This window comes from Dehalococcoidia bacterium (assembly GCA_021295915.1).
GTDB lineage: Bacteria > Chloroflexota > Dehalococcoidia > Lucifugimonadales > UBA1123 > VXRN01.
This window is the reverse complement of record JAGWBK010000048.1, coordinates 20,259-38,177: the sequence shown is the minus strand read 5'-3', so window position 1 is coordinate 38,177 and position 17,919 is coordinate 20,259. Positions and strand designations below refer to the sequence as shown.

The 17,919-nt window shown below is 59.6% G+C and carries 16 protein-coding genes; 13 read left to right on the top strand and 3 right to left on the bottom strand.

Going from position 1 to position 17,919, the window contains the following annotated elements; all coding sequences use genetic code 11:
- Window positions 1-190 precede the first annotated feature (190 nt).
- Entirely contained in the window at window positions 191-748 is a 558-nt protein-coding gene (locus J4G14_12790) for a redoxin domain-containing protein (GenBank protein ID MCE2458667.1), read from the top strand.
- A gap of 247 nt (window positions 749-995) precedes the next feature.
- Here J4G14_12790 and J4G14_12785 read toward each other — a convergent pair whose 3' ends face one another.
- Window positions 996-2,153 (bottom strand): alpha/beta fold hydrolase, encoded by a 1,158-nt coding sequence (locus J4G14_12785; GenBank protein ID MCE2458666.1) that lies wholly within the window; start codon window positions 2,151-2,153, stop codon window positions 996-998.
- 141 nt (window positions 2,154-2,294) lie between these two features.
- Here J4G14_12785 and J4G14_12780 point away from each other — a divergent pair, with 141 nt between their 5' ends.
- The 10 genes from J4G14_12780 (at window position 2,295) to J4G14_12735 (ending at window position 13,723) form a co-directional block, all read left to right on the top strand.
- Entirely contained in the window at window positions 2,295-2,711 is a 417-nt protein-coding gene (locus J4G14_12780) for a hypothetical protein (GenBank protein MCE2458665.1), read from the top strand.
- A gap of 244 nt (window positions 2,712-2,955) precedes the next feature.
- Window positions 2,956-4,149: an FAD-dependent oxidoreductase gene (locus J4G14_12775; protein ID MCE2458664.1), complete on the top strand. Its 1,194-nt coding sequence runs from the start codon at window positions 2,956-2,958 to the stop codon at window positions 4,147-4,149.
- 109 nt (window positions 4,150-4,258) lie between these two features.
- Entirely contained in the window at window positions 4,259-4,486 is a 228-nt protein-coding gene (locus J4G14_12770) for a hypothetical protein (protein ID MCE2458663.1), read from the top strand.
- Window positions 4,483-4,890 carry a PIN domain-containing protein gene (locus tag J4G14_12765; protein MCE2458662.1) on the top strand — a complete coding sequence of 136 codons (408 nt, stop codon included), beginning with the start codon at window positions 4,483-4,485 and terminating at the stop codon, window positions 4,888-4,890. Before J4G14_12770 ends, J4G14_12765 begins: the two co-directional genes overlap by 4 nt.
- 45 nt (window positions 4,891-4,935) lie before the next feature.
- The gene (locus tag J4G14_12760; protein MCE2458661.1) at window positions 4,936-6,525 is read left to right on the top strand and encodes an NAD(P)/FAD-dependent oxidoreductase; all 1,590 of its coding nucleotides are present in this window, start codon (window positions 4,936-4,938) and stop codon (window positions 6,523-6,525) included.
- Between the two features lie 139 nt (window positions 6,526-6,664).
- A complete protein-coding gene (locus J4G14_12755; GenBank protein MCE2458660.1) occupies window positions 6,665-8,365 on the top strand; it encodes a CocE/NonD family hydrolase in 1,701 nt (566 codons plus the stop codon).
- A gap of 334 nt (window positions 8,366-8,699) precedes the next feature.
- Entirely contained in the window at window positions 8,700-9,800 is a 1,101-nt protein-coding gene (locus J4G14_12750) for a PQQ-binding-like beta-propeller repeat protein (GenBank protein ID MCE2458659.1), read from the top strand.
- 271 nt (window positions 9,801-10,071) lie between these two features.
- Window positions 10,072-11,880, top strand: coding sequence for a hypothetical protein (locus tag J4G14_12745; protein MCE2458658.1), 1,809 nt, complete (start codon window positions 10,072-10,074; stop codon window positions 11,878-11,880).
- Window positions 11,880-12,821 carry an ABC transporter permease gene (locus J4G14_12740; GenBank protein MCE2458657.1) on the top strand — a complete coding sequence of 314 codons (942 nt, stop codon included), beginning with the start codon at window positions 11,880-11,882 and terminating at the stop codon, window positions 12,819-12,821. Before J4G14_12745 ends, J4G14_12740 begins: the two co-directional genes overlap by 1 nt.
- A complete protein-coding gene (locus J4G14_12735; GenBank protein ID MCE2458656.1) occupies window positions 12,818-13,723 on the top strand; it encodes an ABC transporter permease in 906 nt (301 codons plus the stop codon). Before J4G14_12740 ends, J4G14_12735 begins: the two co-directional genes overlap by 4 nt.
- Window positions 13,724-13,758: 35 nt before the next feature.
- Here J4G14_12735 and J4G14_12730 read toward each other — a convergent pair whose 3' ends face one another.
- Complete coding sequence (locus tag J4G14_12730; GenBank protein MCE2458655.1) at window positions 13,759-14,055, bottom strand: hypothetical protein; 297 nt, start codon at window positions 14,053-14,055, stop codon at window positions 13,759-13,761.
- A gap of 220 nt (window positions 14,056-14,275) precedes the next feature.
- On the opposite strand from J4G14_12730, the gene J4G14_12725 reads away from it, so the two are divergent.
- A complete protein-coding gene (locus J4G14_12725) occupies window positions 14,276-15,106 on the top strand; it encodes a DUF1989 domain-containing protein (GenBank protein MCE2458654.1) in 831 nt (276 codons plus the stop codon).
- Window positions 15,107-15,275: 169 nt separating this feature from the next.
- The gene (locus tag J4G14_12720) at window positions 15,276-16,106 is read left to right on the top strand and encodes an NAD(P)-dependent oxidoreductase (GenBank protein MCE2458653.1); all 831 of its coding nucleotides are present in this window, start codon (window positions 15,276-15,278) and stop codon (window positions 16,104-16,106) included.
- 123 nt (window positions 16,107-16,229) lie between these two features.
- On the opposite strand, the gene J4G14_12715 is transcribed toward J4G14_12720, so the two are convergent.
- A complete protein-coding gene (locus J4G14_12715) occupies window positions 16,230-17,918 on the bottom strand; it encodes a thiamine pyrophosphate-binding protein (GenBank protein ID MCE2458652.1) in 1,689 nt (562 codons plus the stop codon).
- Window position 17,919: the final 1 nt, after the last annotated feature.

Sequence of the window (17,919 nt, the reverse complement as noted above, 5' to 3'; positions counted from 1 at the left end):
CAGAAATAGTCCCATCGAGGACCTGTAACAGCGAGATATAGGAGGAGTTGCAACCATGGCATCTACTGTCTTTAGAACGATCGTGGCGGGGGACCCGGCCCCGGACTTTGAGCTGCCTTCTCTGGCAGGTGACTGGGGCAGGAAGGTCGTCCTGTTCATGTGGGCGTCCTGGTGAGGATGCAGGGAGCAGCTGCCAGGCTGGCAGCGGTTTAGTGAAGAGAACAGGGGACGCGGTGTCGAGATCCTGTCGGTAGCAATCGATGCGCAGTCGTCAGACAAGCCGCGACACTACGTTGAAGAGGCCGGCACCACGTTCACGACTGTCGTCGACCAGGAGAACGTACTGAGCGACCTCTACGGCTTCAGGGCCATTCCGAACGGGTTCCTGATCGACGAAGATGGAATCGTGCACTTCAGTGCGCTCGGCGGGTTCGACATCCGGCGGAGCGAGACGGCTGAGGTCCTGGAACGCTGGCTCTCGGGTCAGGGTGAGGCACCAGTCGGAGAAGAGTCGACGGACGTGGACTCCGGGCACTCGGAGGCCAACGCGATCTTCCGCGAGGGACTGGAACTCTTCAACGCCGGCAGCACTGACGAGGCGCTGGCGCGCTGGCGACAGGGACTTGAGCTCGACCCAGACAACTACCTCATCCGCAAGCAGATCTGGGCCGTGGAGAACCCGGAGAGGTTCTACGAAGGCGACGTCGACTACACCTGGCAGCAGGAGCAGCTTGCGAGAGGGCTTTAGTCTGCGATCCCGCTGACGGAGATTCGTGCACAACTCCGTCATTCCGGCGAAGGCCGGAATCCAGGAGGGTGAGGGAATTTACAGGGGTAGATAAACCGACAGTTCGTTCGTTGGCTCTGAGCTTGTCGAAGGACACCCCCAGCCCCTGGATTCCCGCTTCCGCGGGAATGACGGTTTGTGAATACCTACCCCTATCAGCCGTGAGGGAGAGGGGGTTGTACAAAGGTCTCCTGACGCGGCTAGTCGGCTAGCCCCCTCTCATGGGTCGGAAGAACTCGCGGATGTCTTCGGCGAGGATCTGGGGCTCCTCCAGGGCGGCGAAGTGGCCGCCTCGTGGCATCGGCGTCCAGCGCTGCAGGTTGTATGAGCGCTCGCCCCACTCTCTCGGAGGACGACTGAGCTCGAACGGGAACGCAGCCACTCCCGTCTGGGCCTGTATCTTCTCGTCGCGCTCCATGGTCCACGTGTGTCTCTGGTTCTCCTTGTACATCCTCGTGGACGAGCCAATGGTTGCGGTGGCCCAGTAGATGGTGATGGTGGTCAGCAACTCGTCCTTGGTGAAGCGACTTTCGACGTCGCCATCGCAGTCGCTCCAGGTGCGGTACTTCTCCACTATCCAGGCGGCGAGACCCACAGGAGAGTCGTTCAGACCGTAGGAGAGGGTCTGCGGCTTTGTGCCCTGCATGTGCGCGTAGGCTCCCTCATTCTGCTGCCACTCCTCGCGCTGGCGCATGTGGGCACTCTCGGCGTCTGTCAGCGGTGCAACGCCTTCGCCGAGGTAGGGCATTGGCCTCGTGATCGCTGTGAGGTGTATGCCGATCATGCTGTCGGCGTGACCGTATCCCAGGTTCGCGGTTACACCGGCACCGATATCTCCGCCGTGCGCGGCGAATCGCGGGTAGCCGAGCACCTGCGTCATCAGATCTACCCAGAGCGCGGCTGTCCTGGCGACCTCGATGCCGGGCTCGGTGGGATGGTCCGAGAATCCGAAACCGGGCAGCGACGGCGCGACCACGTCGAACGAGTCTCCGGCATCGCCGCCGTGCGATGCCGGATCGACAAGCAGCGGGATGAGCTTGTACATCTCGAAGAACGTCCCGGGCCAGCCGTGGGTGATGACGAGCGGCATCGGGTCGGGACCCTGTCCTCGCTCGTGAACGAAGTGTATCCCCAGGTCTCCGACTGTCGCCTTGTAGTTGCTGAATGAGTTGATCAGGCGCTCCTGGGCCCGCCAGTCGAAGTCGTTGAGCCAGTAGTCGACCAGCTCCTTTATGTAGTCGACCGTGGAGCCGTAGTCCCACCCCACGCCGTCAAGCTCGTCCGGCCAGCGCGTGGCGCTGAGACGCCTGCGCAGGTCTTCGAGTACGTCGTCGCTGATGTTTACGTTGAATGGTTCAGGCTGCATCTTCTCTCCCTTTCTTTCATCCCCCGCGAATACCGAATTGAACTTCCATAGACCGCAGTCTAATACAGACTTAACTTTATATTTAAAGCTATTAACAATAAATCGCTGTTAATCTCATGTGAGATGCCGAAAGGAGGCATCATGACAGCCACAGACACAACAGCCAGCATTTGGAAGCCTCTGATATTCGGCATAGGAATCGCCATGGCGTTTGTGGCGGTCTGCGCGATTCTAATGGCCATTACCTGGACCGCGCTCATCGCTTCCCAAGACAACCTTGTTTTCGCAGAGTCGCGGTCTGCAAGTCAACAGGGCTCCCAGGTTTCGAGCATAGACGTCGAGGATGCCGCATCCGGTCCCGGCGGCGAAGATGCAGTGCCCGATCCGTCACGCGCATACCCGGCGACAGTCACGGACCAGAATGGGATCGCTGTCTGGCTCACCAGGATGGCAATGGGACTGAGCTCCGACTCGGCAGTCTCCTATCTTGCCTACGCGTATTCCCTCGCACCTCCAAACCAGATGTCGACGACACCAACCTGGGCCGTCCCGGAGTGATTTCCAGACCTTCGCATAGTCCCCTCTCCCTCAGGGAGAGGGTTAGGGTGAGGGTGAGAAGCCTTGATCGCCAGCAACTGGTCATTGCTAACACACCTCTGGATTCCGGCCCCGTATCGTGGTACGGGGTGACGTTCCTTCGCCGGAACGACGAAGTCATGCAAAGGTCTCTGATTTTGACCCGGTTTGACACTCGTTCTGCCCACGGTGATAATCGCGAGGACTTCATCTGGGGAGCGAGGGGTTGGCAAAGAGTGCGGACGTAGTTGTCATAGGGGCCGGTGTGGTCGGGTGCTCGGTAGCCTACTACCTGGCCCGTGAGGGCGTCAGCGTGACCGTCCTCGAGCGGGAGGCCATCGGCAGCGGGGCTTCCGCTCATGCCACCGGCTCCCTCAGCCTGCTGGGCGCAGAGTTCACGCCTGGCCCATCCTTCCAGCTAGCCCGTGCCTCATTCTCCGAGTTCGAGCAGATCGTCCCGGAGCTGGAGTCCGCCACTGGCATGGACCTGCTCTACCAGCGTCGTCCCTCCCTCCGGCTGGCCCTGGACGATGAAGAGGCCGACCTGATCAAGGGCATGATGGTCTGGCAGGAGCCGCACGTGAAGATGCGCTGGATCGACACCCAGGAAGTGCACTCGATCGAGCCGCGCCTCTCCCCTTCTGTCGTCGGCGCCGTGTACGAGGACGAGACGGCTCAGCTGGACAGCTACCGTCTCAACCTGGCCCTTGGCGGCGGTGCCGAGCTAAAGGGCGCCGACATCATCTACCGTGAGGTGACCGGTCTTGTCACGAGCGGGTCCACGGTTTCCGGCGTCAGGACCGCCTCCGCGGACATACACTGCGACACTGTGGTAATCGCCGCAGGCACCTGGAGTCGGGCGTTCACTCCCTGGTTGGGCTTCCCAGTTCCCGTCCGACCGCTGAAGGGAGAGCGCCTGCTGCTCAGCTATCCCGGCGATCCCCTTCCGGTGCTGATCAGCTCGCCGAAGCGAGGTCACATGATCAGCCGGATGGACGGATTCACCAGCGTCGGCAGCACCGGCGGCCGGGACTACGACCAGAGACTTCTCTTCGCGGGCGAGGAGTTCGACCGTCAGCCCACGGCGAGCGCCCGGATGGAACTACTGCAGCGCGCCATCGATGTCCTGCCCGACCTGGAGCGTGCCGAGCTGGTGCAGCAGCTTGCCGGTTCGCGGCCCCTGAGTCCGGACGGCAACCCCATCATCGGCCCGGTCCCCGGCTGGGAGGGCGTCCTGCTGGCCACCGGACACACGACCAAGGGCATCCACCTGGGGCCCATCACCGGGCTGGTAATCGCAGACTACGTCTGTCGTGGCTCGACGCAGGTCGTCTCCGACATGGCTGAGTTCCTGCCCAACCGCTTCGCAGACTTCGCCGATGCTGATTTCCTGCCGGCGGCGCAGGCGGTGGAGGAGTAGGGTTGCGGGCTGTTGCAGCCGGGCTGTTGAGGAAACTTGAGCAGCGACTCCCATATACGTATACTGCTATCTAGTATCCGTATGAAATAACTGAGAGTGCAGGATCAAGATGAAGCAGAAACTCACCATCACCGTGGACGCGGAACTGATCCCCGTGGCCAAGCGATACGCTCGTTCCAAGGGCGTTTCGCTTTCTTCGCTGATCGAGAAATCGCTCAGGGAAATATCGGGAGAGAACAGGCCAACCTTCGCCTCACGATGGCGTGGCAAGTTCCAGGCAGCGGACCGTGAGGACGATCCACGATACGACGCGCTGGCCAGAAAGTACCTTCAGTGATACTGCTGGACACGGACGTTCTCGTGGACATCGCACTCGACAGGCACCCACACTCTGAAGCGGCTTCAGAGCTTATGGACCGGATCGAAAACGGCGCGGAGGCCGCATACATCGCGTGGCACTCTGTGTCGAACCTCTACTACCTCATAGCTCCGACATTTGGAGCGGTCAACGCTCGCGAATTCATCGTCGAGCTAACCCGCTTTGTCTCAGTGGCCACGACTGGCACGGAAGGAATCCACTATGCTGCGGGCCTACCCATGGCAGACTTCGAGGACGCCATGCAGGTGGCTGCCGCCCAGTCCTGTGGGGCTCGATTCATAGTCACCAGGAACATCAGAGATTACGAGCGGTCTCCAATTCGTGCGGTCAACCCTCAACAAGCGCTTGGGGAACTGTTCTAACGTAAGATGGCCCAGTCCTCACTCAAACCACTTGGAGTTACGAAAATGTCTCTTTCAAATACTGATCTTGATTACGATGCAATCGTGATCGGAGCCGGTATTGCAGGCATGTACCAGTTGTACAAGCTGCGGGAACTGGGTATGACGGTCCGGGTCTTTGAGAGAGGGACGGGAGTGGGAGGCACCTGGTATTGGAACCGGTACCCGGGCGCCCGGTTCGATTCGGAAAGCTACTCCTATGGGTACTCGTTTTCACAGGAACTGCTCGATGAGTGGGACTGGTCCGAACGCTTCTCGCCACAGCCGGAGACTCTGAGATACCTCCAATTCGTGGCCGATAAGTTCGACCTTCGGAAGGACATCCAGTTTTCCAGTGACGTTAAGTCTGCCTTCTATGACGAAGATTCTCGCAGTTGGGAGATCTGTTTAGAAGACGGGAGCACACACACAAGCAGGTTCTTGATCACGGGCGTTGGTATCCTCTCTGAGCCCACTCTGCCGAGAATCGATGGGATCGAGTCATTCGAGGGACAGTCCTTTCACACCTCTCGGTGGCCTCATACTCCCCTAGATTTCTCGGACAAGAGAGTGGCGGTTATCGGCACTGGGGCAACGGGAATACAGACGATCCAGGAAGTAGCCAAGAACGTCGGGCATCTCACTGTCTTCCAGCTTCGGCCAGAGTGGTGTGCTCCTCTTCACAACTCGAAGATAGAGTCGGACGAGATGGAAACAATCAGAGCTGGCTATGACGAAATGTTCGAGCATTGCGCCCAGACTACGGCCGCATTCATACATGACGTCGATCCCAGGGACACTTTCGAAGTGACCGAGGAAGAGCGATATGCGTTCTGGGAGCGGCTGTACGCCAGTCCGGGGTTCGGCATCTGGCAGGGCAATTTCAGAGATATGCTGACCAACCCCGAGGCCAACAAAGAGATACGGGAGCGCGTGAACGATCCCCTGGTGGCGGAGAAGCTGATTCCAAAAGATCACGGCTTTGGGACCAAGCGGGTACCCCTGGAAACGAACTACTTTGAGTCCTACAACCAGGACAATGTCGAACTTATAGACATCAGTGAGACTCCCATACAGAGAATCACCCCCAAAGGCGTCCTGACCACTGAGGAAGAGTTCGAATTCGACTTCATAGTCTATGCCACAGGGTTCGACGCGGTATTCGGCAGCTACAACAGGATAGACATACGTGGCATCGATGGGCGCAGATTGAAAGAGCAGTGGGAAGAGGAACTGGCGACCTTCCTGGGGCTTCAGACCAACGGCTTCCCCAATCTCTTCATGATTATGGGACCCCATGCAATGGCAGGAAACAACCCTCGCTCCATTGAATACCAGGTGGACTGGGTGATAGAGGTCATTAGGCACATGAACGACCGTGGCCTCACTCGTGCCGAAGCCACGCCGGAAGCCCAGGATAGCTGGCATGAGTATGTACTGGACCAGGGCAAGAACCTGCTGAGGAACGACGTAGATTCGTGGCAGACGGGCATCAACATCAACCTGGAGGGTAGGCAGACCCGAATGACTCTCATGTACGCCGGCGGTCAGCCATCGTTCAGACGCCGCTGCGAAGAGGTGGCGCAGGGCGGGTATAAGGAGTTGAATCTCAGGTAGATTGGACTGTTCGACCCCTATGCGACCGCATTCTTGACCAGAGGGAGTCAATGACAGGATCGCAAGCATAGGCAGCTGTCCTATATGTAGACCAATGCTCTCTTCAGGGCATCGAATATGAGAGGGGAGGAGGATGAAGTTGGAAAAGACAGAGGGGTGCGACCGCAGATCACACAGCGTGGTAGTTGACAGCGACGTCGAGATGCAGGTACGGGATGGAACGATCCTGCGCTCTGACATCTATCGTCCGAATGAAACTGGAAAGTTCCCGACACTGGTGCAGCGGACGCCCTATTCGAAGAACGGTGAAGTACTTGTGGAGCAGGGCCATAAGCTCGCCGAGAGGGGCTATGTCGTCGTCCAGCAGGATATTCGTGGACGCTATCGATCAGAAGGTGAGTTCATGCCCGCGTTGCTGACCAGCAAACACATGGACTCCGAGGACGGCTACGACGCGGTGGAGTGGGCGGCCGTGCTTCCCTGGTCCACCGGAAGAGTCGGGACGGTCGGCATTTCCTACAATGCCTGGACACAGTGGGAGCTTGCCCACAAGCGGCCACCGCATCTCGTGGCAATGATGCCGAGCGCAATTGCGGCAGACTTGTTGGACAGGGAGCTGTCCGGGGTGCTCCGACTCGGACGAGCTCTCTGGTGGACGATGAACACGCTGGCTCCGGACTTCCGGAATCGTCTCGGGGACTCGCCTGGCCCTGTGACGGTCGACGAGGCGGACAGGCTCTACGTGGAGCGAGACCGATACAAGTGGCAGTGGTACCTTCCGCTCGGCGACCTTCCGGACTACTCACTGTCCGGCATGGGAAAGCACTGGCGGAGCTGGCTAAAGGACCACGCCGTGGACAACTTCAAGTTCATGGACCGGCACAAGGACGTGTCGGTACCTGCATTGACCACGACCGGCTGGTACGACCAACAGATCGGGGCGATCAAGCATTTCACAGGGATGCGCCAGAATGGCATGACCGAGGAAGCCAGAAGCTGGCAACGGCTCATAGTGGGGCCCTGGTCGCACACCCTTGACTTCACCTCCCAAGTCGGGGAGATCGACTTTGGCCCGGAAGCGGCCCGGGACTTCTTCCAGATCGCCGACGACTGGTTCAGATACTGGCTGAAGGGTGAAGACAGTGGGATAACTGAATGGCCCCAAATCGAGCTGTTCGTAATGGGTGCAAACAGGTGGCGCGCGGAGAACGAGTGGCCCCTGGCCAGAACGGAATACACAGACTACTACCTGCGCTCAGACGGGCTGCTGAACGCTCAGCCTCCGGGAGATGAACCCGGCGATTCCTACGACTACGATCCGCGCGATCCCGTGATGACGTTGTTCAGTCCGGTATGCCAGCAGGAGCCGTACAACCAGCGTGAACTGGACGATCGCCACGACATTCTCATCTATCAGACTCCTCCGCTGGACCAGCCGGTAGAGGTGACGGGTCCGGTGACGGTCAATCTGTGGGCCACTTCCTCGGCGAGGGATACCGATTTCGTCGTAAAGCTGATGGATGTGTGGCCCGATGGATTCGTACAGGAGTTGTGCCACGGAATAGTTCGTGCGAGGTATCGCGACTCGTTTACATCTCCGTCGCTGATCGAACCCGGAAAGCCGTACGAGTACTCAATTCAAGTCCATCCCACCAGCAATCTGTTCAAGCGAGGGCACCGCATCAGACTGGACGTTTCCAGCAGCGACTTCCCGAACTTCGACCGCAACCACAACACCGGAGGCGACGACTACTTCGAGTCCACTCTCGTAATTGCACATCAGACTGTGCATCACGACGCCATGCGCCCATCGCGAGTCACCCTGCCGATAGTGTCATAGGGCAGGATGGGGGCGGACGCGGTCAATGCGAGATGCCGAACAGGTCCTCGTCTGCCCGGTCTGCGGGCAAAGCTGTCGGGCCGACGCGGCTTTCTGTGGCTCGTGCAGGTCACGGCTTCCTACAGTCCCGACTTCGGCCAATCCAGTAGCGAGTACACCTGAGGGTCCAGCGTACTCCTCGTGGCCATGGCGTCGCTACACGATAAGGGTTGCCTCTGCCGCGGTGATCTGTGTCCTGCTGCTGTGGGCTGTCTATGTGAATGTCGGTCCGTATCGTTTTCTGCCTCCTCCAGCTACGAGTATCAGCTCGATATCGGGACCCGGCGAGTGGGCCATGTCGCAGGGATCTCCAGACAGGAACGCGGTGCTAGAGGGCGAGACCTTCACACCTCAGGGGCTCGTCCAGTGGAAATTCCAGAGTCGGCTGGGCCTGTTCGCGTCTCCGGCGATAGTGTCGGGCAGGGTCTACGTCGGCACAGGCGATGGCCGGCTTGTGGCCCTGGACGCCGAGAGTGGGGAAACCCGGTGGGAATTCACAGCGGGTGATGCCGTGAAGACGACCCCGGCCGTCGCAGGCGGCATCGTGTTCGCTGGCCTGCAGGACGGCAGGGTCATAGCATTGAACGCCGAAACAGGAGACTTGATCTGGGAATTCTCGACAGGAAATCCAATTCTGTCCTCGCCGGTGGTCTATGAAGGTGTGCTGTATATCGGCTCTAACGACTGGCGGCTATATACCCTGGACGCAGCCACGGGTAAGGAGAGATGGAGTTTCCGCGCCGATGACGTGATTCGTTCAGACCCGGCCGTACACCCCCCTGTTGTAGGGTTTACCGACATCGAAGGGAAGCTATACCTGCTGGACCTGAATACAGGGAAGAGGCGCTTTGACTATAAGGGAGTCAACGGGGCGGAAGGGGGTGCGGCGTTTCATGGAGACAGGCTGTTTTTCGCTGACCTGGGAGGACGAGTCAGGTCAGTCGACTGGAGTCAGCGCGAGTTCCCATTCGAAAAGAACCTGGTGTGGATTCGACTTCAACTCAGGCACTTCGGGTTCATTGAGTCTGTGGGTCAGCAGAAGGGATTTGACTGGTTCTTCCTGGAACGCGACTCCGGATTCACAACTACTCCGACTGTTGCTCACGACCTGGTTTATGCGACGTCGAGGTCCGGCAGCACTCTTGCTCTGGATCGAGACTCGGGAGATCTGAGGTGGAGATTCGAATCTCCGCATCCCTTTGAAGTCTCCCCATCTGTATGGGAAGGCACGCTATTGGCCGCTGATGCCGGCGGGACTCTGCACGCAGTTGACGCTCTGACAGGGCGGGAGGTCTGGGCATACAACATAGGGTCGCCCCTGGCTTCTGCTCCCATTGTGTCCGGCGGAGTTCTCTATCTGACTACAAGTGAAGGCACCCTGCTGTGTCTTAGATAAACTCGAAATCGTTAGCGGACTCTTCCCTCTACTGCCGACGACGGGACGTGTGCCGACACCTGATGAATAAGTCAGGAATGATTTGACAAGAAAAGCCAGAAATCGTAAGTTTTGCGCATCCCGCTCGTTAACTTAGCGAACAACGGACATCCACTCCCTTTAGGCTGTTCCAAGTCTCAGGTTCAAGTTGAACCTGCCAACACAGGAACACTCACCGGGACTTGCGGCGGAATGTGGCGATTGAGTTTTTCAGGGAAGAGGAGTGTCAGTTGTGAAGTTAACGACTACCATCGCGATATTGTCCATAATCGGCCTTTTGGCGTTTGTGCTGGGGTGTAGCAGCGCCGAGGTGTCTGAACCTCAGGCACCACAGCAACCTGCTGCTGCTGCGCCAGCGGCGCCAGCTCAGGCGGTGGCCCAGACCCAACCTCAGCAGCCACAGCAGCCCGCGGCGCCCGCAGCGGCAGCGCCCGCGGCGGCACCAGTGCAGCCAGCTCCAGCGGGGCCTCTTCCGACTGCAATTCCGCCAGTCACGCGCATCTCATCCGTCGAAATCTCCACGCAAGAGGGTGAAGCCAAGTTTGGGGGTACCGCTTCAGGAATAGGACAGGCGAATTTCCCCGCCGTTGACTCACAGTGGACGGGAGCCACTGTAGTCCAGTACCTACCGAGTAACATGTCGGAGACCCTGTTTACACGAGACTTCGAGGACCAGATCCAGCCCATGCTGGCAGAGAGTTGGACTGTTAGTGACGACGGGCTGGTGTGGACCTTCAACCTGCGTTCAGGGTTGACGTTCCATAACGGGGAGCCGGTCACAGCCGAGGACGCTATTGGCTCATACGAAAGGGCAAATACAGCCTTCATAAGACGAACCAACGATGTCACTAATGAGATAACTGCGGACAGCGAACTGAGCCTCAGCTTCCACCTCAGCGAACCATCCGGCCTGCCGATTCTGGCGCTGACCACGCCTCCGGGACATCGTGGGCCCTGGGTACAGCCACGAGAGATCTGGGAGGTTCCTTCCACGACCGCGGTCGACTATATCAGCAGCACCGGTCCGTACAAGTTCGTGGACTGGTACGTTGGCGACCGGGTAATCATGGAACGATGGGAAGACTACCAGCCCAGAACTGAGCCGGCTTCGTACATGTCCGGTGGGCACACTGCCTACATCGACAAGGTGGAATGGCTGGAAGTCCCAGACTTCGCAACACGCGTCGCAGCGCTGACAACAGGCCAGGTTGACTGGGTCGACGAGTATCCGTCCGACTTTGCCTCCCGAGTTGAGGAGAGCGCCAACTCGGTATTCACTACCGGCCGACCCGGAAGGCTCGTTGGCATGTGGCCAAGCCACACCCATCCTCCATTCGACAACCAGCGCGTCAGGCAGGCTGTTCAGATGGCCATGGACAACGACAAGATCCTCGGCATAGCCGCCGGTGGACCCAAGGGTCAGTTCTGGGACACGTGCTCCGGCTTCATGGGATGCGGCATCAACCAGACCGTGTGGGACTCTACAGGAGTACCTGGTACCGAGCCCTATAATGTCAAGGACGTTGAGACCGCAAAGAAGATCATCGAGGAAGAGGGAATGGTCGGCGTCAAGGTCAAGCTGACCAGCCCAGAGGACCTCGCAATGTTCAAGGACACCACCAGGCCGTTCAAGGAGCTACTTGAGGTACTCGGCTTCGAGGTGGAATTCATAGCCACTGACTGGGGTACGGTCGCTGCACTGTATAACGACGCCGACTCGTTCGACCTCGGCATCACCGGCACCAAGCTAGGGTACAATGTGAGCCCATTGCAGTTTGACTGGTTCCTAACCTCTGACGGGGCACGGAACGGGTACTCGGACCCCAGCGGCAATATGAAGACGTACTTCGACCAAATGGCGAGAGAGAGCGATTTCGAAGCGATCAAGGCCATTTCAGACAAAGTGCATGCGCAGTTCTATGAGGACGTTCCCATGTTCTACTTTGGACAGCAGACGTGGGCAAACGGCAGGTCTGCTCGAATCAAGAACTTCGCGAACAAGCACACACCCTTCTGGCCTAATGCATGGCTTGAAGAGTGATCTCGTACATCATACAGAGATTCCTGGCCTCTATTCCCGTAGTGGCGATGGTAGGCCTTATCACGTTCACGATTCTGCACCTGGCGCCTGGCGACCCAGCGGCAATCATAGCTGGAGAGGAAGCCACTAAGCAGGAGATTGCAGAGATACGCGAGGCGCTTGGGACGGACAAGCCTCTCTACGAGCAGTTTGTCATCTGGGTGGGCAACCTGCTGAGAGGTGACCTTGGAACGTCGGTCTTTTCCCGGCGCTCTGTCGTGCAGCTGATGGCGCAACGCGTGCCAGCAACAGTGGGGCTGGCAGTGATGGCGCAGCTGATGGCGATACTCATTGGGATACCACTGGGAGTCCTTGCGGCATGGAAGGCGCGGGGGGTGATCGACAGGCTGGCGATGGTCTTCGCAGTCATCGCCTTTTCAGTCCCCGCGTTCTGGGTCGGGTTCATGTTCATCTGGCTGTTCTCGGTGAACCTTGGAATCGTGCCGGTACTTGGCTATGTGCCATTTTCAACGGACATTGGGCTGTACCTGAGAGGGTTAGTGCTGCCATCACTGAGCATCGCGCTCGTGGCGGCAGCGCTGCTCGCCCGCATGACCCGGTCAATCATGATCGAAGTGCTGAGCGAGGACTACGTGAGGACTGCCCGCGCCAAGGGACTTGCGGAGCGACTGGTGCTACTGCGTCACGCGCTCAAAGCGGCCTCGATTCCCATCGTCACAGTGATTGGTCTCTCGTTCGCGTTACTTCTCACTGGCGTGGTGGTGATCGAGGTAGTCTTCGCAATTCCCGGAATGGGTCGGCTGGTGGTAGATGCACTGGTTCGCAGGGACTACCCCATAATCCAGGGAATGCTCATGGTGTTCTCAGTGCTCTACATCTTCGTGAATCTGCTCGTAGACATCGCGTACGCTTACCTTGATCCAAGGATTCGCTATCAATGAGCTCTCAGGAAATGGAGCTGGCGGAGGCGCAATCAGCCGTTTCCCCACAGAGGGGTTGGAGGCGCCTCCTTTCCAGGACGCTCATAGGGTCCCAGCGCAATCCCACGCTCGCGTTTGGCCTCATCATACTCGTCATCATGGCGGTAGTTGCGATAATATCGCCCTTCATTACAGGCGAGGCCATTCTCACCAGCTTCGAAGACCGGCTGATCTCTCCTTCAATAGACGGGTTCTGGTTCGGGACGGACAACTTCGGTCGGGACGTTTACGCTCGCACCTTGCAGGGAAGTCGCATCTCACTGCTGGTCGGTTTCTCAGTCGCGCTACTTGTAACCGTGTTCGGCCTTATCTTTGGCCTGATCTCCGGGTACATTCGAGTAGTCGACAACGTCCTGATGCGTGTCATGGACGGCATGATGGCCATGCCGACCATACTTCTGGCTCTTGCCATCATCACGCTGCTGGGGTCGAGCGTACAGAACGTCATAATCGTTATCACGATAGTAGACACGCCCCGCATGGTGAGAATAGTACGCGGGGCGACACTCAGCCTACGGGAGCAGATGTTCGTGGACGCCGCAGAGGCGGTCGGTGTGCCGGTGTGGCGCATCCTGGTATTTCACATCGCTCCCAACACGATTGCGGCTGTACTGGTGCAGGCCACGTTCGTGTTCGCAGCAGCGATCCTCACAGAGGCGGCCCTTAGCTTTCTCGGAGCAGGCACGCCGCCTATCATTCCCAGCTGGGGAAACATAATGGGAGAGGGCCGCCAGTATCTCCAGGTAGCGTTCTGGATTACGTTCTTCCCAGGCCTGTTCCTTTCAGTGACCGTACTGGCGATAAATCTCGCAGGTGACGGCCTGCGCGACATTCTGGACCCTCGCCTGAGGCACCGGGGCTAGTGAGGCCGTTGGCGAACAGTCGATAGCCCCAACCCCTACCCGATCTCCTCGTAGATCTCTGTCTCGTGGGTGGACGCGAGCACTGGGTAGATCTTCTCGAAGATCTCGGTTATCGATCGCGTGGCACGGACCTGGTCGCGCGAAGCATCGTAGGCAGCCACGGATTCCCAAGGTTGAGTGGTGACCATCGTCCCGTGGGGGCCCAGCACCTTTCGATACACGCTCAGGGGTGGGAAGCCAGCATCGACCGTGGCCGCCTGAAGGTCGCGGAGGTGTCGCTGAAGTCCGCCCCCGCCTGGCTTTGGTGTGTAGGTTCGTCGAACGATGATCAAGAGAGTCTCCTTTGTGGTGTGAGTAAGGGGCAGACCGACCCGGTCGATCTCCAACCGCCCTACTTCTGATGAAGGGCAACGGCTCAGTTGTACCATCAGCCTTGATCACTGACAATAGGGCCGTCTGCCGATTGTCGCCACAGACATCGATATTGATACCGACTAATCGCTCCCAAGCCTGACCGCCGCGGTCCACCAAGTCCAGCCCCAGGAGGGCCACATGCCTGCTCCTCGAGTGATCTACCTGCCCAAGCCGGGAAGTCCGATCGACGTCGACAGGGAGTTCTACGGTCGGCTGGGCGACGAGACGGAGTCCCGCAGCCTGGTCGATCAGTTCGTGGTGCCGATTCGCTCCGGCAGGGCGTGGCCGGTGCTTGCAGGCCAGATATGCCGCATCGTCGTGGTGGAGGGCGCGCAGGTCGCCGACTTCAACGCGTGGAACCTCAACAATCCACGCGAGAGGTTCTGGGCGGCGCGCACCAAGCAGCTGCACAGGGCGCATGTGACCAAGTTCGACCGGCTGTGGTCGAGTCTTCCGTACCTGCGACCAATGCTCACCATCACCGGCGACTCGGTGGACTACGGGCTGGACGAGGACGGCGCCGGATGTCACGACCTGCTCGGCACCCGCTGTGACCCGTACGTACACAAGCTGCTGAACGGGGAGGACTTTGACTACTGCTGCCACTCGAACCTGGTGCGGGCCGTCACTCCGTACCACCTCGACGAGAGCGACGTCCACGACGTGCTCAACATCTTCCAGGTGACTGGACTCACCAGGGACGACCGCTACTTCGTTAAGCCATCGCCCGCGAGGCAGGGGGACTACTTCGAGTTCTTCGCTGAGATAGACCTGCTCTGCGCAATCTCCACCTGTCCGCATGGAGACCTGTCGGTACAGGTCTGGGGAGAGGACGACGCCATCGATCCCATCGAAACCTGCAATCCGCTGGGGGTCGAGATCTACCAGCCCAGTTCTGAGCTGCTGGAGGGCTGGGAGTCGCCTCCGACGATCGACTACCGGGGGATTCATGGACTGGATCGTTCGTGAAATTCGGGTGGCATGTGACCAGACCTTTTCACCCTCACCCCCGTATCAAGTACGGGGCAGGCTCCAACCCTCTCCCCGAGGGAGAGGGGGCGTGTAGGCTGGTGTGCACTTGTTCCTACCCTCGTCAGCGATGCTGTGAAAGGCTCAGAGGAACTGGCCGGAGGATGAGATGATAGTGGTAACCGGAGCGGCGGGGAGGCTGGGACGGATGGTGGTCCAACTGCTGGTGGACCAGGGCCGGGAAGTTTTGGCGACGGACCAGCTGGATGCCGATGACCTTCCGGCGGAGTTTGTTCGCTGTGATCTCGTGGACGCCGAGGCGGTTGGGGACATCCTCAAGGATGCCGAGGCCGTCATTCACATGGGCGCCATACCTGGGCCGATGCGTGATCCCCCCAGGGTTATCTTCGACAACAACGTCGCCAGCACCTTCAACGTCATGATGTCGGCGGCGGAGCTTGGACTGCGGCGCGTGGTCTTCTCATCCAGTGCCTTCGGCATGGGGTGGGCACACGACGGCAACGCTTTCGTGCCGCTGTACCTGCCGCTCGACGAGGAGCATCCCATGATGCCCTTCGAGCCTTACGGGCTGTCCAAGCAGGTTGGAGAGGACATCGGCAGGATGATCGCCCGCAACTCGGACACCACCGTCGTCAACCTGCGGTTCACCAACGTGGCGCTTCCCGAGGTCATAGCGGAGTTCCCCTGGCCAGCGCCCACACCGGAGGACCCACTGACGCTGGTGATGTGGGCATACGCAGAGGCCAGCGGCGTGGCCGAGGCGCATGTGCTGGCGCTGGACGCGGAGATAGAAGAGTACGAGGCCTTCATGCTCGCGCAGCCATCCAGCCGATTCGCAGAGCCCACGGTCGACCTAGCCAGGAGCAACTTCGGAGACCGCGTGGAGATACGTGAGGGCCTGGAAGGCACCGCCAGCGTCATCAGCACGGAAAAGGCGCAGCGACTACTGGGCTGGAGACCTCGCTTCGACTGGCGGTGACTGGCGGCCCGTCCCATCTGTCTTGCTCGTCTGGGCTGAGGGTTAGATTATCACGTCAGTTGCCTGCGCATACCGCGATATCCACGCGAAATGTTTCAGTGGTATCGGATATTGAACGCCGCATCAGGACTGGATGAGGCCCTCCTGCGGCATGGTCCAGGGCAGGTTGTAGAACGGTGCGAACTGAGGCGCGCGCGGCATCGGCAAATCTCCGAACGGCACGTCGATGACGACCGGGGCCTGCTGCTCCAGGGCGAGCGGTATCAGCCTCTCCAGATCCATCGGGTCGTCTGCCCTCATCCCCACTGCGCCGAACGACTCTGCGAACTTCACGAAGTCGGGATTGTGCAGATCGGTGCCATAGGATCCGCCAAATGCGTCATCGAGGTCGCGAGCGACGTTGCCGTATGAGTCGTTTCGGAACAGCACGGTCACAACGTTGATCCCATACTTCATAGCGGTGGCAAGCTCGGACGAGTTGAACATGAACCCGCCATCTCCGGCCATGCAGACGACGGGACGGTTCGGCTTCGCGACCTTGACACCCAGAGCCGTCGGGAACGCGTAGCCCAGGTTGAACGAGTAGCCCGAGTCTATGTAGGTCTTCGGTTGATTCACCTGCCAGTGAGTGCGGGCGTAGTAGCCGAACTGCGTAACGTCCCAGACTATGAACGCGTCGTCAGGAGTGCCGTCCCTTATCGCCTCCAGTACCTCGTACAGGGGCTCCTTGAGTTCGGTGTCGTAGTGGCCAATCAGGCTGCGGGCTGCGCTCACCGCTTCGGCAGTCGACGGCCGCTCTCCGGCCCCTGCCTCCATGAGGTACGGAAGCAACGCTTCGATCGTCACCCTGGCGTCGCCGTGCAGCGGAATGGTGTTGGACTGGACCCTCGTGAGCTCCGTGTCATCTATATTGATGTTCACCAGCGTGGACGCCTCGCCGGCAGGATTGCCCAGCGAGAAGCGGGCTCCGATTCCTATCACCACGTCGGCAGACTGCATCACCCCGAAGAGCTGGTTCATCTCCTGTCTCTCGCCCCTGGGACTGAAGCAGGAGCCGTAGGACAGCGGATGGCTGTCGGGGATGACCCCCTTGCCGCCGCTGGATGTAATCACAGGGATGTTCGTCGCCTCGGCCAGCCTGACAAGTGCCTGCTCAGCGTCGGAGCGCGCCACTCCGCCCCCTGCGAATATCAGGGGCGTGCTGGACTGCGCGATGATCTGCGCCGCCTCCCGAAGGTCATCCGGACTCGGCACTATGCGCGAGATACGGGCTGGGTCTCTGAGCTGGACCTCCTCCCGCTCCACCCCGGCTTCGGGGGGCATCTCGATAAGGACCGGACGGGGTCGGCCGGTGCGCATCTGCCTGAATGCTTCGAACACGGCGTCTGGGACCTCGCGGGGTCTGGACGCCTGTCGCTGCCACTTCGTCACTGAGCGCACCGTGCCGGACTGGTCTGCGATTTCATGCACGGCTCCGAGGTTCTTGCCGATGGCGCCTCGTGGGATCTGGCCCGCGATGAGGAGCACGGGCATGGAGCGGGAGTATGCGTTGGTCAGGCCGGACGCTGCGTTATAGAGACCCGCCCCAGGGACAACCAGCGCGACTCCGGGCTCGCCTGAAGCACGAGCGTAGCCGTCGGCCATGTATGTCGTGGCCTGTTCGTGGCGCGTCGAGATCATCCGAATGCCGGGCTCGTTTCTCAGCCCGTCGACAATGCCGTAGATCTGTATGCCCGGGATGCCGAATACGACCTCGACTCCCTCTCTAACCAGAGACTTGGCGAGGGCTTCTCCACCACTCATTTGCACCATG

Excerpts from the sequence above, each read along its gene's own strand:
- J4G14_12715 (MCE2458652.1), bottom strand. The coding sequence starts at position 17,918 with ATGGTGCAAATGAGTGGTGGAGAAGCCCTCGCCAAGTCTCTGGTTAGA.
- J4G14_12720 (MCE2458653.1), top strand. The coding sequence starts at position 15,276 with ATGATAGTGGTAACCGGAGCGGCGGGGAGGCTGGGACGGATGGTGGTC.
- J4G14_12760 (MCE2458661.1), top strand. The coding sequence starts at position 4,936 with ATGTCTCTTTCAAATACTGATCTTGATTACGATGCAATCGTGATCGGA.
- J4G14_12780 (MCE2458665.1), top strand. The coding sequence starts at position 2,295 with ATGACAGCCACAGACACAACAGCCAGCATTTGGAAGCCTCTGATATTC.
- J4G14_12725 (MCE2458654.1), top strand. The coding sequence starts at position 14,276 with ATGCCTGCTCCTCGAGTGATCTACCTGCCCAAGCCGGGAAGTCCGATC.
- J4G14_12735 (MCE2458656.1), top strand. The coding sequence starts at position 12,818 with ATGAGCTCTCAGGAAATGGAGCTGGCGGAGGCGCAATCAGCCGTTTCC.
- J4G14_12770 (MCE2458663.1), top strand. The coding sequence starts at position 4,259 with ATGAAGCAGAAACTCACCATCACCGTGGACGCGGAACTGATCCCCGTG.
- J4G14_12785 (MCE2458666.1), bottom strand. The coding sequence starts at position 2,153 with ATGCAGCCTGAACCATTCAACGTAAACATCAGCGACGACGTACTCGAA.
- J4G14_12750 (MCE2458659.1), top strand. The coding sequence starts at position 8,700 with ATGTCGCAGGGATCTCCAGACAGGAACGCGGTGCTAGAGGGCGAGACC.